The sequence below is a fragment of the Halorubrum sp. BV1 genome, from assembly GCF_000746205.1.
GTDB lineage: Archaea > Halobacteriota > Halobacteria > Halobacteriales > Haloferacaceae > Halorubrum.
Genome location: NZ_JQKV01000001.1, coordinates 744315 through 768691 on the forward strand (window position 1 = coordinate 744315; position 24377 = coordinate 768691).

General features: G+C 63.3%; 21 protein-coding genes and 3 pseudogenes. 14 read left to right on the plus strand and 10 right to left on the minus strand.

The features are described from left to right. The first annotated feature begins 69 nt into the window (after nt 1–69). Both EP28_RS03680 and EP28_RS14055 read left to right on the plus strand, forming a co-directional pair. A complete protein-coding gene (locus EP28_RS03680; RefSeq protein WP_049982638.1) occupies nt 70–906 on the plus strand; it encodes a YkgJ family cysteine cluster protein in 837 nt (278 codons plus the stop codon). Nucleotides 907–1047: 141 nt separating this feature from the next. Beyond that, a complete protein-coding gene (locus EP28_RS14055) occupies nt 1048–1182 on the plus strand; it encodes a rubrerythrin-like domain-containing protein (RefSeq protein ID WP_155118424.1) in 135 nt (44 codons plus the stop codon). 21 nt (nt 1183–1203) lie between these two features. Here the strand turns inward: EP28_RS14055 and EP28_RS03685 are convergent, their stop codons facing one another. The 3 genes from EP28_RS03685 to proS form a co-directional block, all read right to left on the minus strand. Next, entirely contained in the window at nt 1204–2445 is a 1242-nt protein-coding gene (locus EP28_RS03685) for a DUF4897 domain-containing protein (protein WP_049982639.1), read from the minus strand. 114 nt (nt 2446–2559) lie between these two features. After that, complete coding sequence (locus tag EP28_RS03690; protein ID WP_230455249.1) at nt 2560–3921, minus strand: DUF7096 domain-containing protein; 1362 nt, start codon at nt 3919–3921, stop codon at nt 2560–2562. Between the two features lie 209 nt (nt 3922–4130). Then, complete coding sequence (gene proS / locus EP28_RS03695; protein ID WP_049982641.1) at nt 4131–5606, minus strand: proline--tRNA ligase; 1476 nt, start codon at nt 5604–5606, stop codon at nt 4131–4133. A gap of 165 nt (nt 5607–5771) precedes the next feature. Here proS and EP28_RS03700 point away from each other — a divergent pair, with 165 nt between their 5' ends. Continuing rightward, nucleotides 5772–6368 carry an NUDIX hydrolase gene (locus tag EP28_RS03700; RefSeq protein WP_049982642.1) on the plus strand — a complete coding sequence of 199 codons (597 nt, stop codon included), beginning with the start codon at nt 5772–5774 and terminating at the stop codon, nt 6366–6368. Nucleotides 6369–6487: 119 nt separating this feature from the next. On the opposite strand, the gene EP28_RS03705 is transcribed toward EP28_RS03700, so the two are convergent. Beyond that, nucleotides 6488–8005: a DUF790 family protein gene (locus EP28_RS03705; protein WP_049982643.1), complete on the minus strand. Its 1518-nt coding sequence runs from the start codon at nt 8003–8005 to the stop codon at nt 6488–6490. A gap of 87 nt (nt 8006–8092) precedes the next feature. Between EP28_RS03705 and EP28_RS03710 the strand changes: the two genes are divergently transcribed. Then, nucleotides 8093–9841: a tRNA uridine(34) 5-carboxymethylaminomethyl modification radical SAM/GNAT enzyme Elp3 gene (locus tag EP28_RS03710; protein ID WP_049982644.1), complete on the plus strand. Its 1749-nt coding sequence runs from the start codon at nt 8093–8095 to the stop codon at nt 9839–9841. A gap of 96 nt (nt 9842–9937) precedes the next feature. Continuing rightward, complete coding sequence (locus EP28_RS03715) at nt 9938–10447, plus strand: GDP-mannose mannosyl hydrolase (RefSeq protein ID WP_049982645.1); 510 nt, start codon at nt 9938–9940, stop codon at nt 10445–10447. A gap of 249 nt (nt 10448–10696) precedes the next feature. On the opposite strand, the gene EP28_RS03720 is transcribed toward EP28_RS03715, so the two are convergent. After that, entirely contained in the window at nt 10697–11896 is a 1200-nt protein-coding gene (locus tag EP28_RS03720) for an orc1/cdc6 family replication initiation protein (protein ID WP_049982646.1), read from the minus strand. A gap of 445 nt (nt 11897–12341) precedes the next feature. After that, a pseudogene (locus tag EP28_RS03725) lies at nt 12342–12686 on the minus strand (sulfite exporter TauE/SafE family protein); the annotation flags it as partial. Nucleotides 12687–12765: 79 nt separating this feature from the next. Between EP28_RS03725 and EP28_RS03730 the strand changes: the two are divergent. Together EP28_RS03730 and EP28_RS03735 are read left to right on the plus strand one after the other, a co-directional pair. Next, nucleotides 12766–13041, plus strand: coding sequence for a hypothetical protein (locus tag EP28_RS03730; RefSeq protein WP_049982648.1), 276 nt, complete (start codon nt 12766–12768; stop codon nt 13039–13041). Beyond that, entirely contained in the window at nt 13038–13469 is a 432-nt protein-coding gene (locus tag EP28_RS03735) for a type II toxin-antitoxin system VapC family toxin (protein ID WP_049982649.1), read from the plus strand. Before EP28_RS03730 ends, EP28_RS03735 begins: the two co-directional genes overlap by 4 nt. Nucleotides 13470–13599: 130 nt before the next feature. Here the strand turns inward: EP28_RS03735 and EP28_RS03740 are convergent, their stop codons facing one another. Together EP28_RS03740 and EP28_RS03745 are read right to left on the minus strand one after the other, a co-directional pair. Then, the gene (locus EP28_RS03740; RefSeq protein WP_049982650.1) at nt 13600–14421 is read right to left on the minus strand and encodes an SWIM zinc finger family protein; all 822 of its coding nucleotides are present in this window, start codon (nt 14419–14421) and stop codon (nt 13600–13602) included. A gap of 299 nt (nt 14422–14720) precedes the next feature. Further along, nucleotides 14721–15099, minus strand: a pseudogene (locus EP28_RS03745) (nucleotidyltransferase family protein); the annotation flags it as partial. A 106-nt stretch (nt 15100–15205) separates the two neighbouring features. Between EP28_RS03745 and EP28_RS03750 the strand changes: the two are divergent. Beyond that, nucleotides 15206–17002 carry an ABC transporter ATP-binding protein gene (locus tag EP28_RS03750; RefSeq protein ID WP_049982651.1) on the plus strand — a complete coding sequence of 599 codons (1797 nt, stop codon included), beginning with the start codon at nt 15206–15208 and terminating at the stop codon, nt 17000–17002. Nucleotides 17003–17170: 168 nt separating this feature from the next. Continuing rightward, nucleotides 17171–17326: pseudogene (locus tag EP28_RS13635) on the plus strand (ISH3 family transposase); the annotation flags it as partial. Nucleotides 17327–17486: 160 nt separating this feature from the next. On the opposite strand, the gene EP28_RS13640 reads toward EP28_RS13635, so the two are convergent. Together EP28_RS13640 and EP28_RS03755 are read right to left on the minus strand one after the other, a co-directional pair. Further along, complete coding sequence (locus EP28_RS13640) at nt 17487–18857, minus strand: sulfatase family protein (protein WP_080506041.1); 1371 nt, start codon at nt 18855–18857, stop codon at nt 17487–17489. Nucleotides 18858–18974: 117 nt separating this feature from the next. Then, nucleotides 18975–20213, minus strand: coding sequence for a class I SAM-dependent methyltransferase (locus EP28_RS03755; RefSeq protein ID WP_049982652.1), 1239 nt, complete (start codon nt 20211–20213; stop codon nt 18975–18977). Between the two features lie 102 nt (nt 20214–20315). On the opposite strand from EP28_RS03755, the gene rfbC reads away from it, so the two are divergent. The 5 genes from rfbC (at nt 20316) to EP28_RS03780 (ending at nt 24164) form a co-directional block, all read left to right on the plus strand. Next, nucleotides 20316–20873 carry a dTDP-4-dehydrorhamnose 3,5-epimerase gene (gene rfbC, locus EP28_RS03760; RefSeq protein WP_049982653.1) on the plus strand — a complete coding sequence of 186 codons (558 nt, stop codon included), beginning with the start codon at nt 20316–20318 and terminating at the stop codon, nt 20871–20873. 40 nt (nt 20874–20913) lie between these two features. Then, nucleotides 20914–21870, plus strand: a complete 957-nt coding sequence (locus tag EP28_RS03765; protein WP_080506042.1) for an SDR family oxidoreductase — start codon at nt 20914–20916, stop codon at nt 21868–21870. A gap of 96 nt (nt 21871–21966) precedes the next feature. After that, nucleotides 21967–23040 (plus strand): glucose-1-phosphate thymidylyltransferase, encoded by a 1074-nt coding sequence (locus EP28_RS03770; protein ID WP_049982655.1) that lies wholly within the window; start codon nt 21967–21969, stop codon nt 23038–23040. Then, the gene (locus EP28_RS03775) at nt 23037–23219 is read left to right on the plus strand and encodes a hypothetical protein (protein ID WP_049982656.1); all 183 of its coding nucleotides are present in this window, start codon (nt 23037–23039) and stop codon (nt 23217–23219) included. The genes EP28_RS03770 and EP28_RS03775 overlap by 4 nt, the downstream gene beginning before the upstream one ends. Nucleotides 23220–23234: 15 nt before the next feature. After that, nucleotides 23235–24164: an NAD-dependent epimerase/dehydratase family protein gene (locus tag EP28_RS03780; protein WP_049982657.1), complete on the plus strand. Its 930-nt coding sequence runs from the start codon at nt 23235–23237 to the stop codon at nt 24162–24164. The last annotated feature ends 213 nt before the right edge of the window (nt 24165–24377 follow it).

A 24377-nucleotide genomic window follows, 5' to 3' on the forward strand; every position in this document is an offset into this window, starting at 1 on the left:
GAGACGAGCCGGGGGCGTCGAGATCCGCGGAGCGCCGACGTTAACTCGACTGCGGCACAACCGAGAGGCATGGAGTCGCTCGAAGCCGAACTCGCGCGAGCCCGCGATCTCGACCCCGCCGAACTCGCCGATTCGATCGAGTCGATCGGCTTCGAGTGCACGCGCTGTGGCGGCTGCTGTACGGGATACGCTCCCACCGAACCGGGCGGCGCGCCGGCGGGCGAAGGAGTTGGCGAGCGCGCGGCCGACGAGGGGGCTGAGGCGGGCGTGAACGACGACAGCGACGGCGACGACCGCCCGACCGGCGAGGCCGACCGCGAACCCCACACGGCGACCGTCTTCCCAGACGAGGTTCGCAGGGTTGCGGACGCAGCCGAGGCGGAGTTCGGCGAGGCGTACGACTGGCGCGACGTCGCGCGGCCGATGCCGTTCGGGCTCTCCGAGGACGGCGACGGCGGACTGAGCGGCGAGACGTTCGAGTGGGCGCTCGCGACGGACGACTGCGGCGATTGCACCTTCTACGAGGAGGTCGACGGACGGGGCGCGTGTGCCGTCCACGACGCGCGCCCGCTGATCTGTCAGACCTACCCGTTCAGCGTCGGAAGCGAAGGCGAGTCACGACGCGACGACGGCGGCGGCCTCGGAGCCACTGAACCGATGGGCGGCGTCGTCGAGCGGGAGGGGCTGGTGCGAGCACACGAGTGTGAGGGTCTGGGGCGTGATATCTCGCGGGAAGACGCGGAGGAACTGGCGGCGGCGCTCAAAGAGCGGGCCGTTCGGGAACTCGAGGAAGCGATCGGCGTCCGCGACGGCTACGAGCCCACCGACGTCGACGGGGTCGTGGTCCATGATTCGGAGGGACAGAAACGCCCCGACGGCAGCCGGGTGACTAAAACAAACACGTAACCACTGCCCGCCTCACTGCTGTCTTCGACCTACGCTAAACGCGACAATCGATCACTCGTCTAGTGAGAATCGCGGAGATCATTATATCTTTTAAAGAATAATAGGGGACAAATCATGTGCCTTGGTAGCATAGCGACGTGTATGCGCCCAGAGTGTGACACTAGTGGTGAAAAAGTGTACGAGTGTTTCAAATGCGGGTCGCGGTGTGAGACCGGTGGGGCCTGTCCGGCCTGTGGCGGCGAACTGCGTCACTTAGGGCGGTCGCGAGACCTGTAGCCCGGGACGGACCGCGTGCGGTCAGTCGCCGTCGCCGGTCGATCCACCGGCAGCGTCCGCTCCGTCACCCGCCGTGTCGTCACCGCCGGCAGCCTCGCCGTCGTCGGTCGCCTCGTAGTCAGGGAGCGACAGGACGTTCTCGCGCCCGAGTCGGAAGCCGTCGAGCTCGTCGTCGTCGCGGAGGCCGGTCACGACCTGGCTGGTCTTGGCCGCCGTCCAGTCGAGTTCCTCTGCGACCAGCTTTTGTTTCATTCGGCCGCCGTTCGACTCGATGAGACGGAGCACCTGCTCTTCGTTGCTCAACAGCTCCTCGTCGACGGATGGGGCGTCGGTGGTCGCGTCGCCGGCGTCGGCCGAACTGTCCGGATCCGCCGAACTATCCGGGTCCGCCGCCTTGACACTCGGGCTCGCGGACTGCGATCCGACCGCGTCGTCCGAGTCGGGTGCCGTGACCGCCGAATCTCCGGTGTCCGTGCCCGGAGAATCGCTGCGTCCGAGGTCGACGTACCCGCCGCGGTGAGCGGCGACCGCCGCCGCACCGAAGAAGACGAGGAGAATGATCGCTCCGAAAAGCGGGAGGCTCACGCCGCTCGCGCCCCCGGTCGGTTCGAGCGAGACGCGTGGTTCGCCCTCGGTGAAGTCAGCCGGCCCCCGCCAGACGACGGAGTCGTCGCGGGTCTCGGTGGGCGCGGGCGTCGTCTCGGCGACTCGGTATGCCTCCGGCCACGAGACGATGAGCGACGTGTCGTCGTCGAGGAACAGCTCGTCGATGGCGTCGCCCACGATGATCCGATCGCCGTCGACCGCGGCGAAGTTCCGCCACTCGAACCGGTAGGTGAGCACGCCGTACGACTGCGGGAGTTCGCGCCGGTCGGCGCTCACGGTGACGTTCGTCACCGTCATGTCGCGGCCGGTCGCGTTCTCGGCGGCGGCGGCGGTCGCGGTCATCCGCTCGCTAAACCGGTCGGTGTACGCCGTCGTGTTCGATTCGACGTCAGTTCGGAGGTCCGTGAACGCCTGCTCTTCCTCCTCGGAGGAGAGTCGGACGCGGTACTGAATCTCCCACGTCGCGCTGCCGTCGGCGTCGACCGCGGTCTCGATCAGGACGTCGTCCGGATCGATCTCCGTCTGCTCGAACCCGACGGGGGCGACGCTGGATTCGGCGGTGGCGTCGCCGGGCGCTCCCGCAGTACCGCCGGTCGCCGCGACGCCGAGGGCGACGAGCACCGCGGCGACGACGAGGAGCGGGGCCGTTCGCTGCACAAAGTCGAGGTCACGCGGAGCGAATAAATCGTTTCTCATCTGGACAGGCTCAGCTGTCGGGCGTGAGCGGATCGAAAAACGGGGTGAGAAGAATGAAACGCGACCACAGAGTGGCTACGCTGGTCCGATCGCAGCGACGCTGCTCCACGCACTCCGGAGGAACCCCCCGGCTGCGTCGAGGGGACCGAACAACGGTCTGTCGCGTCCCGGATTGCTCCCAGCGCCCGAGCCCCGATCAGACGAGCCATCGCCGCCCGAACCAGCACTTCCCGAACCATCACCGCCGGAACCAGAATTTCCTGAACCCTGACCGGCCGAACCATCACCGCTCGTCCTGCCACCGTCCGAACCAGCACTTCCCGAACCGTCACCGCCGGACCCCTGACCAGCCGAACCATCGCCGCTCGAGCTAGCACCGCTCGAACCGCTGCGGTCAGACGGTCCGGCGTCCGATCCGCCGTTTCCCGGGTTCGAGCCTCCAGACGCCCCGTTTCCGGCGGTTCCGTCGCCCGCCGAGCCGCCGTCTCGTGCGGATCCGTTCTGGGGTTGACCGTCCCCGCCGCGCGCGCCCGGTGTGCGGTCGGACGGCGACGCGTTCCCCGGACCGGCACCCCGTACGCCGGTGCCGTTGCCACGACCGGGCGCAGCGCCGCTCTCGTTGGCCGCGTCGGGCGCGGCAGCCGGTCGCTCGGCTCCCGGTCGGCCCGGCGCTTCGGGCTGTCTTCGGTCGGGGCCGGTTCCGTTCGCGATGCCGTCTGACGGACCGCGGCGAGCGGGCGGCCCGCGACGATCCGCGGCGAGCGGGCGGCCCGTCTCGTTGCCGGCGATGCCGCGGGCTATCGCGGCGACCTCCGGACCACTCAGGTCGTTCGCCTGCTGGCGAACCGCGTTCAACCGCTCCTCGTCGAGGCCGCGCTGTGCTCTGGCCGACTCCGGAAGGCGCTCGGCGACGTCGGCGCTCCGGTTGACCTCTCGCCGCGCGCTCTCGGCTCGCGCGCCGATCTCGGCCATCCGCGCGGCGAACGCCCCCTGACTCAACTCGCCGGCGTCACGGCGCTCGCGGAGTTCGCGCTGACGGCGCTCGATCGCACCGAGTTGGTCTTCCGTCCGGTTCAGTCGCTCGGCGACGACCGCGGCCCGCTCCGCGTCGGTGCCGGCGCGGTCGAGCGCGACCTCGAACGACCGGGACGACATCTCGCCGCTGATCTCGGCCTGCTGGACGCCGACCACGCCGGAGAAGCGCGCACCGGGGCTGACGGCTACCTCGCTCTCGGCGCTCGTATCGGCTTCGCCCGTGTCGTTGACGCCGGACTCGCCCGTGTCGTTGACGGCAGTCTCGTTCGTTCCGTTCGCGTCGGGTCCGGTCGTTACCGGATCGTCTTGGGCGACGACCGTGCCGACCGGGCCGGCCGCGGCCACGCCGACCAGTCCGACGACCGCGACGACCGCGAAGACGAGTGCGATCCCTCGGTTCATCATGACGATGGTACGTGACGTATCCATATATAAATGCGACTCCGTTAAGCCGGATTAACCCCGATTAACTCGCCGACTGCGCGGCGACGGACGATTCTTTGACATCGACGACGCGGCGACGAGACTCACCGACATCGCCGGCGCAACGACGGACGTGGCGTCGGCGACCGCGCCGGAACGGTGCTGTGAGCCGCCAGCGGGCCGACTGCTCAGTACGACTTCGCGAAGTACGCCGTCCGCTCGGCGTCGTCGCCGCAGATCGCGCAGGTCTCGCCGTGGTCGCCCGCGACGAGCGGGTCCTCGTCCTCGAAGGGGACCATCACGATCTCGGCGGCCATCGGCTCTTTGATCGGCTCCTCGCACTCCTCGTCGCCGCACCAGGGGGTCTTCACGTACCCGCCGTGCTGGCCGAGCGTACCCAGGATCTCGGCGCGGTCGTCCGCCTCGCGCACCTCGCCGTCGAGCGTCTCCTCGGCGGCCGCGTACAGCTTCGCGTAGATCGTCTCAAAGTGGTCGCGGACGGTCTCGACGATGTCGGTCCGGTCCTCGACCACGCTCTCGCCGTCGGGTCGGTGGACGAGGGTGAGTTCGTCGTCTTCGACCTCGTGGGGGCCGATCTCGATCCGGAGCGGAACGCCGTTCAGTTCGTGCTCGTTGAACTTGAATCCAGGATTGCGCTCGTCACGGTCGTCGAGTTCGACGCGGACGCCGGCGTCGTCGAGGTCGTCGGCGACGCCCTCGGCGTACGCGAGCACCTCGTCTTTGGTGTCCTCCTGCCAGATCGGGACGACGACGACCTGTTCGGGCGCGACCGTCGGCGGGACGACGAGCCCCTGCTCGTCGGAGTGGGTCATGATCAGCGCGCCGAGCGCGCGCCACGAGAGCCCCCACGAGGTGGTGTGGGCGGTTCGCTTCTCTTCGGTCTCGTCCGAGTACGTGATGTCGAACGCCTCCGCGAACGACTGTCCGAGGTGGTGGGAGGTCGCGCCCTGCACCGACTTCCCGTCGGGCATCAGCGCCTCGACGGTCGTGGTCGTGTCCGCGCCGGGGAACTTGTCGTGATCCGGTTTCTGGCCCTTTAGGACCGGAATCGCGAGCAGATCCTCGTAGACGGACTCGTACTGGTCGAGCCGGGTCATCGTCTCCGCCCACGCGTCCTCACGCGTGGCGTGGGCGGTGTGGCCCTCCTGCCAGAGGAACTCCTTCGTGCGGAAGAACGGCTTCGTCTCCGTCGCCTCCCAGCGCACGACCGAGCACCACTGGTTCACGCGCAGCGGGAGGTCGCGGTGGCTCCGAACCCACTGGGAGATGTACGGCGTGATGATCGACTCGGAGGTGGGACGGACGGCGAGCCGCTCTTCGAGCTCGTTCGTTCCCGCCTCGGTCACCCACGCGACCTCGGGGTCGAACCCCTCGACGATGTCCTTCTCGCGTTCGAGGTAGGACTCGGGGATGAACATGGGGAAGTAGGCGTTCTGGACGCCGGTGTCTTTGAACTTCGCGTCGAGGAAGCCCTGCAGTCGCTCCCAGAGGGCGTACGCTCGCGGGCGGGTGACGATGAACCCGCTCATCCCCTCGGGGCCGTAGTCGGCGAGCCCCGCCTTCTGTACGACCTCGGCGTACCACTCGCCGGTGTTGTGTGACTTGGACTCGGTGATTCCGAGCTCCTGGTCGTCGTCGCTCATTACGCACAGAGGGGTCGGTCGCGGGCTTAAAACGTCCGAAGCCGACCCGTCGACGCGACCGCAGCGAGATGCGGCAGACTCGCCACGGACGAGACTGCGGCGACCTCCTTCCAGACCGCCGGAAACGGAGAAACGTTAACCCCGCTCGGCGACCTACCCCTCGGCATGGACCTGTCGGCGCTGCGTGGGTACACGCCGGGGACGATCACCGGAGCGCGCCGCGAGGCGGCCGTGCTGGCTCCCGTCATCGCGCGCGACGAGCCCCACCTGCTTTTCACCAAGCGCGCCGACCACCTCGGCGAGCACCCCGGGCAGATGAGCTTCCCCGGGGGCGGCCGCGAGCCGTTCGACCGCACCCTGACCGACACCGCGCTGCGCGAGGCGAACGAGGAGGTCGGGCTCCGTCCCGAGGAGGTCGACGTGCTGGGACGGATCGACGACACGCGCACGTCGAGCGAGTACCGGATCCGGCCGTTCGTCGGCGTCGCGCCCGACCGCGAGTACGTCCCCGACGAGTCGGAGGTCGCGGAGGTGGTCGTCCTCCCCGTGAGCGGACTGACGGACCCCGCGAACTACGAGTCGGAGCGACGCGACCACCCCACGTACGGCCGCCACCGCATCCACTTCTTCCACGTCGACGGCTACACGGTCTGGGGCGCGACCGGTCGGATGGTCGTCCAGCTGTTAGAGCGGACCACGGACTGGCGCGCGCCGGAGGAGGTCGACCGCGTGGTCGAACCGGACGCCGAACTCCCGGTCTGAGAGCGGACGGGCGTCGCCGTCGCGGTGAGTTCTGCTGTCGCGTGAGCGCTGCCGTCGCGTGAGCGTTTTCGTTCGCAGACCGCCTACGCGTCGTAGACCGCCTACGCGTCTCAGACCGCCTACGCGTCCTTTTCGCGGAGCGTCCCGCCGCCGAGTCCCTCCCACGCGACGCGGTAGCCGAGTCGCGAGAGCGCGGCGCTCGCGTCGTCGATGTCGTGGTCGTCGAGGACCGCCTCCGCGGCCGACAGCGACATTCCCGCGTCGATCTCGTCTGCCAACTCTTCGAGTACCGCGGGACGAACCAGCGTCCGCCCGACGAGTTCGTGGTCAGGAAAGGACTTCTCGGCGATGGCCTCGACGCCGACGCCCCGGTCGGCAGCCAGATCGGCCAGTCGGATCGCGTCGGAGTCGGGCGAGAGCGCGTCTGGGAGGTCGGCGGCGGCGGCGGCGATGAACTCGGCCTCGTACTCGCGGAGCACGTCGACCACGTCTTTCACGCGGACGGTCCCGGAGTAGCTGACGACGCGGTGGTCGCGCGCGGCGATCGCTTCGCCGACGCCGAGGCTCTCGTCGACGGCGACGAGCAGGTCCACGTCCTCGACGTCCGCGAGCTGGCCGAGCTTCTTTTCGACGTACTCGGGCGTCCAAAAGCCCATCACCTCGAAGAACAGTCGGAAGTCGGCGTGGTCGTAGTCGAACGCGAAGTCGGGGATCATGACGCTCGCGCCGGTTTCTAACGGCTCCGGCTCGCGTACGAGCGTCCAGTCGAGATCGAGCGCGCGGAACCGGCCGGCGAAGTCGGCCTCGACGCCGCTGTCGAAGTCGGGCTCCGCGACCGGCTCGACGCCGGGTACGGTCACGTCGCCCGCGTCGAGCCGCAGCGTGCGCTCGCGGCCGCGGTCGTCGATCGTCGCCTCCAGCTTCCACTCTGCCGACTCGGCGACGGTCCGGAGCAGCCGCGCGAACGCGGTGCCGTACCGCCGCGTGCGCGAGAAGAGCGCGTCCGGGCCGGTGACGACCAGTTCGCGGCCCTCGGGCGTGGTCTCCAGTTCGTACATCAGGCGGAGCCGCTTGACCGCCGAGACGAGTCGCTTCGGGTCGTTCGACCGCACGCGGACCTCGGTGGCGTCGAAGAGCGCGGTCTGGGCGAGCGAGAGGTCGTACTGTTCTAGCAAGGAGTCCGGGTCCCAGCGCACGTCGGCGTCGACGAGCACCTCGTTGACGTCGCGGTCGGCGTACAGCGACGCCTCCACGTCGGCGGGATCGATCCCGAGCGCGTCGGCGGCGCGGCTGATCGCCGTCTCGCGTTCCGCCTCGCTCGCGACGCCGACCGCCTCGGCGGCCTCGAACGTCGCCCGCCGGACGCGGCGCGGCGGGACCGGCGCGCGCGTTTCGAAGGTGCAGGCGCGCTCGACGAGCGCCGCGAACCCGCGGACGAGCTTGAAGTCGCCTCCCGTCTCCGCGGCCTCCGCTTCGAGGTCCGCGAGCGCGTCGTCGAGGTCGCCGCGGCGCTCGCCGACGTGCGCCTCGAACGTCCCGAGCACCCGCGCGGCGAGCGGGCGGTGCTGACGGGTGGTAAACCGAGGGCGGTAGCCTCCGCCGGCCCGCGAGACGCGCAGGAGATCCTTCCGAAGCACGCGGGAGGATACACGAGGAGTCGCCTAAAACCGGGCGGTTCTCCCGGTGCGACACCCTTAACTCCGAAACCCGTCGATCGGAGCGTAATGAGTACCGACGCGGCGAGTGAGGGTGACGCCGGTAGCGGGGACGGCGGCGGTGGGGGGGAAAGTTCCGGCAGCGACGAGCCCGAGGCGTTCGTCCGCGCCTGCGAGCACCTCGTCGACCGCATCCTCGCCGGCGAGATCGACCGTGACGATCTGGAGTCCGCGAAACTCGACGCCTGCTCTGAGTTCTCCTCGCCGAAGGTGCCGAAGAACACCGAGATCCTCGACCACGCGCCCCCTGAGGCCCGCGACGACGTGATCGAGGTCGTCCAGCGGAAGCCGGTGCGGACCGCCTCCGGCGTCTCGCCCGTGGCGATCATGACCTCGCCGAAGCTGTGTCCCCACGGGAAGTGTCTCTACTGTCCCGGCGGCCCGGCCTCGGAGTTCTCCTCGGCGCAGTCGTACACCGGTCACGAGCCCGCCGCCGCCCGCGGCGAGCAGAACGACTACGACCCGTACGGGCAGGTCACCCTCCGGCTCGAACAGCTCCGGAAGATCGGCCACCCCGTCGACAAGGTCGAACTCATCCTGATGGGCGGGACGATGACCGCGCGCTCACACGACTACCAGGAGTGGTTCGTGAAGCGCGCCCTGCAGGCGATGAACGACTACGACCTGGAGAAAGAGCCGGAGCCCGCGGAGGGCGAGTCGTTCGCGCCCGACCCCGACGAGACCGAGTTCGAATATCTGGAGGACGTGATCGCGGAGAACGAGACGAACGCGATCCGCAACATCGGCACCACGTTCGAGACGAAGCCCGACTGGTGTGATCCGGAACAGATCGACCGCATGCTCGATCTGGGCGGAACGAAGGTCGAGGTGGGCGTCCAGACGACCTACGAGCGGATCAATCGCGAGATGCACCGCGGCCACGGCAACGAGGCCTCTCGCAACGCGAATCGCCGGCTGCGCGACGCCGCGTTCAAGGTCGGCTTCCACATGATGCCGGGCCAGCCGGGGATGACGAGAGAGATGTGCATCGAGGACTTCCGGCAGATCTTCGAGAATCCGGCGTGGCGGCCCGACTACCTGAAGATCTATCCCACCCTGGTCGTCGAGGGGACCCGCGTGTACGACCGCTGGCGGCGCGACGACTTCGAACCGCTCTCGAACGAGGAGGCCGCGGACGTCGTCGCCGAGGCCATGGACCGCATCCCCAAGTACACCCGGCTCCAGCGCGTCCAGCGCGACATCCCCGCCGACTTCATCGAGGGCGGCGTCTGGAAGTCGAACCTCCGGCAGCTCGCGAGCCAGCGCGCCGAAGAGAAGGGGATCGTCCAGCGGGACATCCGCGCCCGCGAGGTCGGCCACAACGACGCCGACCCCGATCCCGACGACGTCGAACTCGATATCATGACCTACGAGGCCGGCGGCGGCACGGAGCACTTCATCTCCTTCGAAGACCCCGTCCGCGACCTGCTCGTCGGCTTCTGTCGGCTGCGGTTCCCCTCCTTCGCGCCCGATCAGCCCGGCGCGCCCGGCACGGAGAGCGACGCGGTCCGGCCCGAACTGGAGGACGCCGCCCTGATCCGCGAACTGCACGTGTACGGGAGCGAGGTCGCCATCGGCGGCGATGGCGACTGGCAGCACAAGGGGTACGGCAAGCGCCTCCTGGAGCGCGCCGAGGAACTCGCACGCGACGCGGGGTACCGCAAGCTCGCGATCATCTCCGGGATCGGCGCGCGCGAGTACTACCGGAACAAGCTCGGCTACCACCAGGACGGCCCGTACGTCTCGAAGCGGCTGTGACCGCCGGCCTTCCGTCGACGCCCGACGACCAGCCGAGCCGCGGTCCAGCGTGTCCGATGTGACCAGTATTATCTCTCTGTAGCCTCCCGACCGTGCATGGACGACGGCTGGATCCCCGACGAAGACTGGCGGACGATCGTCGCGACCGTCCCGATCGTCTCGGTCGACCTCGTCATTCGACACGAGGGTGGCGTACTGCTCGGTCGGCGGACGAACGAGCCCGCGAAGGGCTACTGGTTCGTGCCGGGCGGCCGCGTGCGGAAAGGCGAGACGCGCCGCGAAGCGGTCCACCGCGTCGCGAGCGAGGAACTCGGGATCGACGTCGAGATCGTCGAGTCGCTCGGGGCGTTCGAACATCAGTACGAGACCGCGGACGTCGACGGCGTCGACTCGAAACACTACCTCGCGAACGGGTACGTGGTCGATGTCGTAGGTGGAGACAGTGACGACAGCGTCGCTGGCGACGACGTCGACGGCGACGAGCAACTGACGGCGGACGACCAACACGACGCGTTCCGCGTGTTCCGGTCGCCGCCGGAGCCGTGTCACGAGTACGTCCGCGACTACGTCGAGGCCGCCGCGACCGTGGACGCGTGGTCGGTGTAACCGTCGTCGAAGCGAGCCCGAGCCTCGGCGCGCGACAGCGGGACAGCGTCGCGACGCGGGGCCACCGAGACAGACGAAACGTACTCCCCCACGTTCGTCCCGATCTCCGCTCGGTGCCACGCGACGGGAGTGGGTGCGGAGAGACAGACGAAACGTACTGTCTGGATCGCGCTATCTTCGTGGAGTGAGAGAGTACGTTTCGTCTGTCTCGGAGGTTAATAGCCGTGGTGTGGCGTCTCGGAGGGGATATCAGGACGTGGGCTCTGATTCGGCCTCTCGTCGAATGTCGAGGACGATCTGCGGGTCGAGGTCGAGTTCGTACTCGTAGTACCTCCCGCCGCCCTCGCCGTGGTTTCGGTCTCGGCGTTGCAGGAATCCGAGCATGTGCAGATCGGAGAGGTGGTTCTGAATGCTCTTGAGCGTCGTGAGGGGGTCCACGGCGTGCGAGTCGGCGACCGACTCGTACCGGTCTTTGATTGTTCGCGACCGGGCGGGCGAGTCGTCCTGTTGTTCGATGTACGCAACGGTTTCGAGCAGGAGCTGTGCGTGCTGCGTCTGGTCTCGAATGCGGTTCCGCAGCCGGCCTCGCTGGACGAGTTCCTGGGCTTTGACGATGTGCGAGTCGTCGACCCTGTCGTCGTCACACCGCGTGGCGACCTCGCCGCCGACGCGGAGGAGATCGATCGCCTGCCGGGCGTTGCCGCGGTCTTTGGCCGCGATCGCCGCCGCTCTCGCGATAGCCGAGTCGTCACACGCGCCCTCGACGAACGCCCGATCGGCGCGGTCGGCGAGGATGGTCCGAAGCTCGCTCGCGTCGTACGGGCTGAACGAGATCTCCGTCTCCATGAGCGTGTCTTTCACCTTCGGCGACAGCGACTGCCTGAAGGTGTAGTTGTTGCTGATACCGATGACTCCGACCTTCGACTCGGTGATGTGGCCGATCGACCGCGCCCGAGGAAGCTCGTACAGGAGCGTGTCGACGTCGTCCAAGTGATCGATCTCATCGAAGACGACGAGATGCGTGCCGCCGATCCGGTCGAGTTGCGCGTAGAGTTCTTCGAACGCGTCGGCCGTTCCGAGTCCTCGTTTCGGGAAGTCGCTCGCGTGATCGGGCAGGAGTTCGTTGACGAGCGTCCGCACGACCGTGTAGAGCGATTTCCCGTTGCAGTTCAACTCGTGAACGTGGAGGTCGTCGGCGTCCGACCGCTTCGTGACTTCCTCTTGAAGCGCCTCCATCATGTACGTCGTGACGGCCGTCTTGCCGAGCCCGGCTTTCCCGTACAGCATGACGTTCTGCGGAGTGCGGCCGAAGAGGACGTCTTGGAGCGCGTGTCGGTACTGATCGATCTCCTCGTCGCGTTCGAGGATCTGATTCGGCTGGTGGTCCTCCGAGAGCACCCCCTTCGAGACGAAGATCGATCGCTCGACGTCGCTGAATGGCCCGGCCATGCGTACGTTCGAGGTTGCTGCATTAACATATAAAACCTGCTTTTGTCTGTCTCGTCTGACTTGCAGTATCCGACGTGCCGCCGGGCTAGTCATTTTTCAATTCACTTGACGACCTCGCCTGACAGAGGCCATTTCAAACCGACCAGCGGCAGAGAGACAGACGAAACGTACTCTCACACTACGTGGTTTCCAGACGATACGGGCGTCCCTCCGTGGGCGTCAACCGAACGCGGCAACCGAGAGGGGACCGACTGCAGTCACCGACTACTTGTAGACGAAAGACAGACGAAACGTACTGTCTCTGTCTCGGTGTGTGCCAGTGATGGATGCGGGTGGTCCCGCCGGTCCCGCTCGACGCGTCCGTGAACAGACAGACGAAACGCACTGTCTCCGTCCCGCGCTGGGACACCAGGGATACAGTCGTTGAGAGGACGCTTTCGGATACTCAGAACCCGCCGACGGCCATGACGAACAGCGCGGCGGCGATGACCGCGAACAGGCCGCCGACGCCGGTCTTGATCGTCGAGGTGTCGAGCGCCGTCGAGACGTACGGCGCGATCTGCCCGCCGAGCGTGGTCGCCGGAACGGTCCAGACGACCATGTTCCACGGCGTCGACGCCAGATTCATCGTGTGGCCGCCGACCAGTCCGCCGCCGAACACGTGCACGAGGGACGCGAGCACGGCCGTCGTCGCGACGACGATGTGGTTCGTCCCGATCGCCACGCGGACGGGGACCTTCGTGCGGAGCATCGAGATGATCCCCAGTTCGCCGATCCCGAAACCGGCGAGTTCGGCTCTTTCGCACTCGCCGGGCGACTGTACCGCATTCGTAGAAACGTTTACCAGGTTTCGGAAGATACTGCGACGTATGACGACTGCAGTGAAAGTCCACGACGATGCGAAATCTCGTCTGGAAGAACTACAGGCAGAAATTCGCCTGCAGACGGGGCGAAACGTCACGCAGCAAGAGCTGTTGTCGCGGCTTATCGACGACGCGTACGAGTCGCGCGAGGCAGTGATCGATTCGTTCCGCGAGTCGTCCGTTCCGCTTTCCGACGAGGAGAAGGCCGCAATGCGTCGCGGTCGGTTTAGTTCGGGCGTAGAGACCGACGACGACGACATCGACGACGTGCTGTATGGATGACCGTCTTTCTCGACACTGGCGTGTTGTATGCGGATCACGACTGTGACGCGTCGCGACACGACGCTGCCAGCACCGCGCTCGAAGCCTTGTACGACGGCGAGTTCGGCCAGCCGTGCGTGAGCGACTACATTTACGACGAAGCCGTAACGCTCACGCTCAAGCGAGGCGGTACATTCGACCCTGCACAGCGGATCGGTGAGAAGATCAGAGGCGTCGATCCCTATCCCCCGGTGTACGAGTTCCTTCGCGTCTCTGCGGCGGTGTTCGACGATGCCGTCGACGTGTTCGAACGATACGATGACCAAGCGTTGAGTTTCACCGATGCGACGACCGTCGCGCTCTGTCGCCGTCATAACATTGACGCTGTCATGAGCTTCGACGACGACTTCGACGGAGTCACAGAGCGGGTCGATCCCCGATCTGTGTGAGATATCGGACCGTCGGCAGACACAGCCGAACTGAGGTGGATGTACACATCGTCATGAACGTGGGTGACGGTGGTCTGGGGCTGGGCCGTATTCGGACCCGAACCCATCGCGGTGGCCGTGTCGCACCCACTCAGCCGTTTGTTCCCTCCGCCAGTTCTTCCCGAAGTTCGGCCGCCGCTCGTTCGAACTGATCGCCGAGATACGGCGTTCCTGACTCCATTCGTTCCTCGAGGAAGGCGACGGCGTCCGTGGCTCCGTCGGCCTCGCCGTCCGCGGCCGCGGCGGACTCGACGTACCCGTCGAGCGCTCGCGTAAACGCCTGCGAGAAGTGGTCGTACACGCCGTCGACGCGCTCCATGTTGTCGTCGAGCGACTCGACGAGCGCTCGGTAGACTGCGGCCGCCGCCGCGTCACGTCCTTGCTCGCGGTACTCGGTCGAGAGGTCGAACCACTCGGAGAAGTCGATCGGCTCGAAGACGACGTAGTACTCGGGGTTCGCCTCCTCGAACCGTCGATCAATCGCGGCGCGCAGTTCGTCGACCGAGCGCGTCGACGACTCGTCGAACCGAGCGAAGAACCGCCCGCGGAGGCCGGCGTCGGTCGCCAACGCGTCGCGAAGGAACGCCCGGAGATCGTCGGGATCTGCGGCGTCGAGCGCGGCGTCGAGCCGATCGCCCTCGTCCGGCGGGAACTCGTCGACACACCGAAGCAGCACGGCGACAGCGTGCTTGCACGCGCCCGGACCGTCGTACGGGCAGGTACACCACGGATCGAACCCGTCGGCCGCGAGATTGACGCGAACGTCGTACTGGTGGCTGCCCATCACGACGGCGGTTACGGTGTCGTCGACGCGGTGGATCTCGCGGATGCGGTTCTCGGTGAAGTAGGCCTGTCCGCGCTCGAAGACTGCATCCGTGCAGACCTCTCGAACCGCGTCTGCGGTCACGCTCATGGTCAAGAGTCGTGTTCCGTCGATATCGAGAAAAATCTCCGCTCGGATCGACCGAAGTCGACGATGACAACGCCGTTTCATTCGTCCTTCGGCGAGCGACTGTTGCGCCCACACCAAGCGAATGTTCCTGCCAGCAGCTATTATGATCGAGATGTTGCACCGGCCGCAGGCTCGGAAGTAGATGATTGCTGTGTCTGTATCGACTGCAGCTTCATCCGTTGCGAAAGCGGCTAAATCCGCTCGCAAATACATCTCCAACAGAGCAGAGTAGGCCTGTTTTCAGCTACTGGTAGGCATCTCTTGACGAGGAACGCGGCGTCGGCGTGTTCCTCCTGCTGGCGGTTGGTGATGTCGGGAAGGGTCCCACGGAAGACGTTGTCGCCGAGCATCAGCATGAAGTCGCCATCGACGTGCGGTTCCACCTGAAGGATGGTGGGCCAAGCCGAGCTGCTCGCGCTGGTGGGTGTAGGTGATGGGGACGTCGCGGTAGGCGTCGCCGTAGCGGTCGATGATCTGTTCGACCTTGTAGCCGACGACGACGATCAGCTCGGTTGCGCCCGCGTCGATCAGGTTGTCGAAGACGTCCTCGACCAGCGGCGTGCCGTTAACCTCGACGAGGACTTTGGGCTTGTCGTCGGTGAGCGGGCGGAGGCGCGTGCCCTTGCCCGCGGCGAGCACGACTGCTTGCGTCCCGTGGAAACACTTTGTGAGCACGCTTTCAAGTGCCCTCGCGCCACCAAACAGCAATCTTATCAGTCGAGCACGGAAAGCATCGCATACTCGAATGACGGACGCCAGCGAGAACATCACATGGAAAGAGAAAGCCCAGGCGTTACGTCGGGTCGCGCAGTTCCGCCCGAGGCTCACGATTGTGATCGTGTTACTCGGCGGGGCAACCGCTTTTTTGGAGGGGATCGGTCTCAGCTTTATCTGGCCCATCCTCGAAGTCGCGCAGGCCGATGAACCGATCACGCAGGCAGAAGGGTTTCTCGGGGTTTTCCTCAGAGCGTACCAGTTCGTCGGGATTCCGTTCCAACTGGAGTACCTGATCATCGGTGTCGGGTTGGCGATGACGGTTCGATTCACGTCATCGTTTCTCGTGGCTTGGCTACGATCCATCGTCCAGATGGCGTACGAGGAGATGCTTCGAACGAAGGCGTTCAATTCAGCGCTCGACGCTAGGGTCAGCTACTTTGATGAAGAGGGGTCCGACGATATCCTGAATGCGATCATTACGGAGACGCGGTACTCGGGACGGGTGATCCAATCTGGTGTGCAGGCGTTGGAAACGACATTTCTCGCGCTCGTCTATCTCTCGGTGATGTTCTACATCGCGCCTCGAATGGCGCTTGGCGCGCTGGTGTTACTTGGCGGAATCACCTACCTGCTCCGAGAGGTTATCGAACCAGCCTACACAGTCGGTTCTCGGGTCGCTACGTCGAACGAGCGCGTCCAAGAAGCGGTGCAAGCAGGGACGCAGGGAATTCGCGACGTGAAGCTATTTGGACTTGCTGGCGAGGTCTTCGAAGTCTTCGACGAGTGGGTCGGAAAGTATCGGGAGTCGTCGATTGATCTGGCGAGAAATAAGGCGGCAATCCAAAATTTTTACGACCTCGCGGCAGCTCTCACGCTTTTTGCACTTATCTACGTCGGATTTACTTATAGTGGTCTCGCGCTCGGTGCGCTCGGTATCTTCTTCCTCGCTATGTTTCGGCTCGCACCGCTTGTGAGTCAGTTAAACAGCAATGTGTACAGTCTCGAAGGTAATCTCTCGCATCTCGTTCGGACGCAGGCGTTCGTTGAGGAACTTGACAGTCAGCGAGAGGCAAACGGTGACGCTGACCCCGGTCGCGTCTCAACGATTAAGTTCGACGACGTTCGATTCTCTTACACCGAGGACGAGCAAGTGCTCGACGAAATATCGTTCTCGGTCAAGCGCGGCGAGTTCATCGCGTTCGTTGGTCAGTCGGGTGCCGGGAAGTCGACGATTGTCTCCCTTCTGGCGCGTTTTTATGATTGTGATAACGGAACAATCACCGCAGATGGGACACCGATCGACGAGTTCGATTTAGAGGCGTGGCGCGACCGCATCGCGGTGGTCCGTCAACAGCCATTCATCTTCAACGATACGCTGGAGGGCAATGTCACGGTCGGGAATCGCGGCGCCTCGCGCGAGGAGGTAGAGCGCGTCTGCGAAATTGCGATGGTGGACGAGTTCGTTGACGAACTGCCGAATAGGTACGACTCGCAGCTGGGCGACGACGGCGTTCGGCTATCGGGCGGACAGCGCCAGCGCGTGGCGCTGGCGCGGGCGTTGTTAACTGACGCCGATTTCCTCGTGTTGGACGAGGCAACGAGCGATCTCGATTCTAGTCTGGAGAAGGAGGTACAGACGTCGATCGAGTCGATGGACCGAGAGTACGGAATGATTGCGATTGCGCATCGGCTGTCAACGGTGCAGAACGCGGATCGGATACATACGGTTGAGAATGGACGAATCGTTGAATCCGGTTCCCATACAGAACTACTCTCGGACAATGGTAAGTATGCACAGTTGCACTCCATCCAATCGGAAAAATGAGATCAATTATCAAAATTTATTAATGAGAAACTCTTTATTTAATAGATTGATGTATGTAAAATTAATAGTATAATATAGATGACTTCTGGTAACACCGTTCTCCTAACAGGGGGCGCCAGGTTTGGTCGGCCGATCTCTTATCCCTCGAATTCAGATATTGTGGAACTGCTTCTCGAGCAGTTGGAGGTCTGTGCAGGCCACCACCTGCGACCCTACAACGGTGACGAAGACGGCGCAGATGGTCTCCACCACTTTGAGGCCAAGCGCGGAACCACTGCGTTCCACGCTTACGCAACACTCTGCGCACGCGTTAGGAACAAGCGCTGCCGCTAGCGGCGGAGATCAGCCGATACCGCGGAAGTACCCTTCGATCAGCGTTCTTCAACCGCTATCGCCGACTCACCCAAACAGAACAAGCGACTCAGGCAAGGTTAACTGTCGAAGCTTTGTGAGGTACTGAGACTACCTACAAGGCTCGACATATTTACAGATAACCCAATCCTTCGAGCCTTTCTTTGGCGGTTGATTTATCTAGATTCATATCAATATCCTCATCTTTTGTTGGATACGGTGAACGCATCGTGCCGAGTTCTGAAGACAGCTGGCCGACAATATCGCTATTTTCTTTAGAAACATCGTGTTTTTCGTCTGGATCCGATTGTGTGTTGTAGAGTTCCTCATTTCCTGTAGTTTCATCAATTATCAACTTCCATTTTTCATTACGTATACTTACAAGATCACTTTCGATACTCGTGATTTGGTCGACCGATTGTTCGTGACGTGTTTCCCCATATAAATATCGTTTATCTAGATTATCAGCATCTGTAACCAAACTTGTACCAGACACAGCTGGAATGTCTATCCCCTCTATGTCGGCAACCGTTGGGAACAAATCAACTAAACCCACAAGTTCATCACACGTTTGTTCCCGGGGTAATACAGCATCTGCAGCTGGTTTAATAATCAACGGAACACGCATGGTAGTATCGTACAAATATTTTCGATGTCCAATCTCGCCATGCTCACCAAAGGAATCCCCGTGATCTGCAAACAAGATAATCGTTGTTTCCTGATAAGTTCCTTCTTTTTTTAATTTTTCTGTGAGACGGCCGATCTCTTTATCAATCCGTTGTACCTGTTGTAGATGATATCGCAACCCAATCGGCTGGTCCTGGGTAAGATTTTGCCAAGAACGATATGCCTTTTTCAATGGAGCGCCCGCGGCATCGTCGAGTGATCGAAGTGAATCCGAGTACAAATATTCTAAAAAGTTGAGACCAAATAATCTGTCTTTAAGACTTTCTTCATTTTTCTCATCAGTAAAATCTCCTGCACCGTCGTGAGCATCGAAATAATGCATGAACAGGAGCGTGTCCGTATCCTGATTTTCAATCCAGTTCAGCGCATTGTCGGTTACTTCATCTCCTGGACGCCGTTGACCGATGATCCAGTTGTCGTACCCGTTTTCGAACTCGGCATCCCACGTCTCAAACCCTCTATTTAATTCATACTGATCACTCAGAGCGTGAGCCCCGATGAACCCAGCAGTGCTGTAGCCCGCGTCACTGAACTGTTCTGCCATGGTACTCACCGTCTCTCGAAGCGTACAACCAAACATGCTCCTAATACCATGCTCGTATGGGTATTTTCCAGTGAACACGGACGCATGTGATGCTGGTGTGAATGGTGCCTGACAGTATGCATTAGTAAATAGTATCCCGTCGCCAGCTACTGTATCGATGTTTGGTGTCTTTGCTTGGTATGGAATACGACGATATGCACTGAATTGGCTCGGAAAACAGCTTATTGCTTCAGGCCGAACGCAGTCCAGAGATAGTATAATTACATCAGACATGATACATGGATATTTACCTTTATTTTTATGTCTTTCGAGACCTCTCGACTCCTTCGAGGACGGAGCTGATTCGGCCAGGACCTGTGGCGGGGACACGGACCGCCCGGTAGCCGTCGGTCACACCATGTCGACGTACGGCTGCGGAACGATGAACTGACCGCCGTCTTCACGGTACCCCCGCTCCTTGTCGAGGATGGCATCCCGGTAGTTCCACGCCAGCAGCAACGTGTAATCGGGCGGGTCCTCGCTGAACGCCTCGGGTGCCCGGACCGGAATCTCCGTTCCCGGAGCGTACGTGCCCTGCTTCTCCGGCGTCGTGTCGACGATGTAGTCGATGATGTCGGGGCCGACGTCACAGTAGTTGAGCAGTACGTTCCCCTTCGCGGGGGCGCCGTAACCGGAGATCGAGGCCCCCTCCTCGGAGAGGGTGGTCAGGATATCGGTCAGGTGCTCGCGGCGCTGCCGGACGAGGCCCGCGAACTCATCGAACCGGTCGGTGTCGTCCAGTCCGGTCGTCTCCTCCAGGGTGATCAGGTCCTTGACGACGTCCCGACGGTCGCGTGGACCGTCCTCCCGCTGGACGTACGCGCGGATGGACCCGCCGTGGATGTCGAGACGGTCGACGTCGAACAGTTCGAGTCCGAACTGGTCGAGCAGTCGCACAAGCGGTCGAACGGCGAAGTAGGAGATGTGCTCGTGATAAATAGTGTCGAACTCGCCACGGTTCAGGAGGTCGACGAGGTAGGGGACCTCCATGACAAACAGGCCGTCCTCGGCCAGCAATGTCTCGACCCCATCGAAGAACCCGTGCAGGTCGTCGATGTGGCCGACCACGTTGTTGGCGAGGACCGCCGCTGCCGAGCCGTGGTCCTCTTGCACGGTCGATGCGACGTCCGCGTCGAAGAACTCTGTGACGACGTCCAGCCCGTGTTCGTCCCGGGCGACGCTCGCGACGTTCTCGGCAGGTTCTACCCCCAGCTTCCGGTAGGTGTCCGGGAACTGTCGCAGCAGGAGGCCGTCGTTGCAGCCGATCTCGACGAGCACGCCGTCGGGGTCGTCAAGCATATCCTCGACGGTCTCGGCGTACTCTGTGAAGTGTTCCTCCAAGGGATCCGAGGCTGAGGAGAAGTACATGTACTCGCCGAACAACAGCGACCGGTTGACCGTGTTCTTCAGCTGGACGTGGTTGCAGTCCTCGCAGAACACCACCTCGAGTGGGTAGGTCACTTGATCGGGGTCGGGCCGGTCTAGAAACTTGTTGACCGCCGGCACCTTCCCGAGGTCTAGGAACATGTAGAGGCGGTCAGACCGACAGATACGGCATCGTGAGATCGCCGTGTACGCGTCAGAAACCATGTATCAACCAGCCGTTCGGAGACTCGTATGCCTTTCGGTTGGTGGGTTTCGACGCGGGAGCGACCACCAGTATAATGATGGTTCGGCCAGAGCGATCGATAGATGCCGTTTTACTTCGAGCGACAGGAGATACCGGACGTAGTGCTCGTCGAGACGGACGTATTCAGCGACCGCCGTGGCTCGCTGTTCGAGATGTACAATCGACCGCTGTTTGAGGATGCCGGAATCGACGGGGAATTCCACTTGGAGCTCGTCTCACGGTCGGCACAGAACGTTCTCCGGGGGTTGCACATCCAGCGACCGCCGTACGCGCAGGCAAAACTCGTCCGGTGTGTCTCCGGGGAGATATTCGACGTCGCCGTCGACCTCAGGGCGTCCTCGGACACGTTCGGCGACCACGTCTCAGTCCGTCTCTCAGAGGACAACGACGACGCCCTGTACATCCCCCCCGGATTCGCGCACGGCTTCCTCGCCCTAGACGAATCGACCGTCCTCTACAAGCTGGACGACGAGTATGCACCGGACCACGAGGGCGGCGTCAGGTGGAACGACCCCCGGCTGGCCATCGATTGGCCGCTCGACGGGGAGCCGGTACTATCGGACGACGACCGCGAGCTGCCGACGCTCAACGAGCTGGAGTCAGCGGGAGATCTGCTGTGATGCCACTCACCGGTCCGCCGGAACTCCCGGGGGGGACGCCATGCGAGTGATGGTCACCGGGGCGGGTGGACTTCTCGGGAGCAACCTCGTGGCCACGGCCACGGAGCGGAGCTGGGAAGTGATTGGCGCGTACCATTCCGCCGACCGTATCGGCGAGGGACCCGCGACAGCGTCGGTCCAGCTCGATGTGACAGATCCCAACCGGGTTGAAGCGGTGATCGACGAGACCGCCCCGGACTACGTCATCAACTGCGTTGCAGTCGCCGATGTGGACGGCTGCGAGCAGGACCCGGAGCACGCATGGGCGGTCAACGCCGATGGGGCAGCAGCCCTGGCGGCCCAGTGCGCCGAGACCGGTGCCGGGTTCTGCCAAATATCGACGGACTACGTGTACGGCGCCGGTCTGGAACTGCCGATCTCGGAGTCCGCCCCGACTGGGCCGATGCAGGTATACGGTCGGACGAAACTCGCCGCGGAGCGCCGGACCCAGGAGAACCACCCCGGGCCGCTAATCGCTCGGCTCTCGTTTCTGTTCGGAATCCATCGAACTAGGGAGGCCGTGGAGGGGTTGCCACGGTGGATACTAGACCGCATCCGTGCCGGCCGCCAGGTGCCGCTGTATACCGACCAGCAGATTACCCCAACGTACGCCGAGGATGCTGCTAGGACGGTGCTGGCTCTGGTCGCGTGCTCCGCCGAGGGCGTCCTCCACACCTCGAATCGGGGCTGTACCACCCCCCACGAGTTCGGCCGGTACCTGGTCGAGCAGGATTCCGCAGCAGGGCGGGCGGACCGCCTGTCGGAGTCCTCGATGGCGGCGGTCGACCGGCTGGCTGATCGCCCCTGGGGGGTCTGTCTCTCGGTCGAGGCCGTCGAGTCGGAACTCGGGCGGCGCCAGCCGACGTGGCGCGATGCGCTCGAACGGATGGTCGAGGAGTTCGAGGATATCAGACTGGCGGACTGGACAGATGAGGGGCCAGCAGACGGTGTGAAATAGAAATCCGACAGTTCCCCGGGAAAAGGGGGTCGATGGATCAGCGACCCGTTCAATCCGAAAAACACTTTTACATGTGGATAGACTGGAAGCAAGATAATGAAAGGTGTCTTGCTATCTGGCGGAACGGGCTCCCGGTTGCGACCGATCACACATACAGGACCCAAACAGCTTGTCCCGATCGCGAACAAGCCGGTCCTCGAATACGCCCTCGATGACCTCATCGAAGCCGGAATCAACGAGGTGGGAATCGTCCTCGGAGACAAGGGCCGGACGGAGATCCAGGAGTACTTCGCGGACGGTTCAGAGTTTGGCGTCGACATCACGTACATTGTTCAGGGGGAACCGCTGGGTCTGGCACACGCAGTGGGCTGTGCGCGTGACTTCGTGGGCGACGACCCGTTCGTGGTTTATCTCGGCGACGACATGATGCGTGAAGGTATTGGAGACCTGGTAGCGGACTTGGACCCAGAGACCTACGCTGCGGGCATAGGCCTGCAGGAGGTCGACGAACCGTCCCGATACGGCGTCGTCGGACGCGACGAGAACGGGGACGTCACGGAGCTCGTCGAGAAGCCCGAGAACCCCCCGTCGAAACTCGCGCTCATCGGTGTCTACGTGTTCACGCCGGAGATCTTCGAGCAAATAGAAACGTTAGAGCCGTCCTGGCGGGGGGAACTCGAGATCACCGAGGCGGTCCAAGGGCTCCTCGACGGCGGCCGGAACGTGCAGTCGACCGTCGTCCACGGCTGGTGGAAAGACACCGGGAAACCTAGCGATGTCCTGCACGCGAATCGCCTAGTTCTCGACGACATCGAGTCAGACATTCGAGGGACAGTAGAAGATGACGCTTCCCTCATGGGCCGCGTCGAGATCGGTGTGGGGACGACCGTCGAGAACGGCGCGGTGGTTCGGGGCCCTGTCTCCATCGGGGAGAACACACGTATCAGGTCGAGCGCGTACATTGGCCCCTATACTAGCATCGGTGATAACTGCGTCATCGACAACGTCCACATCGAAGCAACTGTCACCATGGGCGAGAACACAATCACCGCCGACCGCACGATCGTCGAGAGCCTTATTGGCCGTGAAGCCTCTGTCACGACGAACGAGGACAAACAACCCGCGGGTGACCGCCTTGTCATCGGCCGGAACTCGTCACTCGAACTATGAGGATCATCACAGACACCTGCCCCGAGTGTAGAACAATCGTCGCCGGGAACGTGCTTGAACGCCACCGCGTTATGAAGTGCCCCGGGTTGGACTGTGCGGCGGTTCGCAGGTTCGAGGACCTCCCCGAAGAGGATCAGGAACACATTGTGACCAATCTCGACAAGTATAAATTGGGGTAACCGGGAGACATTAGTGTGGCAATACTCGTCACTGGCGGGCTGGGATACATCGGTTCACGACTCATCCGTGAGATTCCAGACCATCCGGCGTACTCGGGCGAAGATATACGGATACTGGATAACTTCCGACAGCCCCGGTTCCACTCACTCTGGAATCTGCCATCCTACGCGGATTACGATATGGTCCGCGGCGACATCCGGGATGCGGATGACCGTAGGAAGGCCTTAGAGGGCGTCGATACCGTGTTCCACCTGGCTGCGATCACGAATGCATCTGAGACGTTCGATATCCCCGAAGAGACGTGGGAGGTGAACCACGAGGCAGCGGTGGCCTTGTTCAAGGACGCACAAGAGGCCGGCGTCGAGGAGTTCGTAAATGCCGTGACCTGCTCCGTGTACGGACGTACCCATGAGGAGATCACCGAAGCGTTCGACTGTGATCCCGAGTCCCCGTACGGCGAAGCGAAGTTGGCCGCGGAGCAAGAGATGTTCGAGCTGTATGATGGCGACATGGGACTGACCGGTCTCCGGCTCGGAACCGTGTACGGTTGGGCGACCGGGATGCGCTTCGACACTGTCGTGGACAAGTTCGCATTGCTCGCCACGATGGACGAACCACTGACCGTGTACGAGGGAGCGGAAGACCAGCAACGTCCCTATCTGCATGTGCAGGATGCCGTTCGGTCGATGCTGTTCGCCGGAATGGAACTGGGTGACGGTGAGGCGTACAACGTCGTCGGACAGAACGGACGACTTCAGGATGTCGTCGATGCCATCGAGCGTCATTTCCCGGGTGTCCAGATCGGATATACAGAGGCCGAGCAGCTGAACCAGCTTTCCTACATCGTCAGCGACGATAAGATACGAGAGGAGGGATTCGAGACTGCGTACACACTCGACCAGGGTGTCGAGGAGTTGTCGGATGAGTTCAGAGCACTACGCTAAGTACCTGCTGGTTCGACCGCAGTCCCACTGATCCTCCAGGAGTCCGAGCAGGGCGAGATGCAGCGAAGACCGTGTACTGTCGGCCGTGCACTACATAACGGTGGATCGGTCAGCTACCCTGCGGTCACCCCTCGCCGCTGCAGTGTCTCCCTGCCGAGAGCACACCGGCTCGGACCCCGATCGGCCCACCGATACCGCAATGGATCGCGTCGT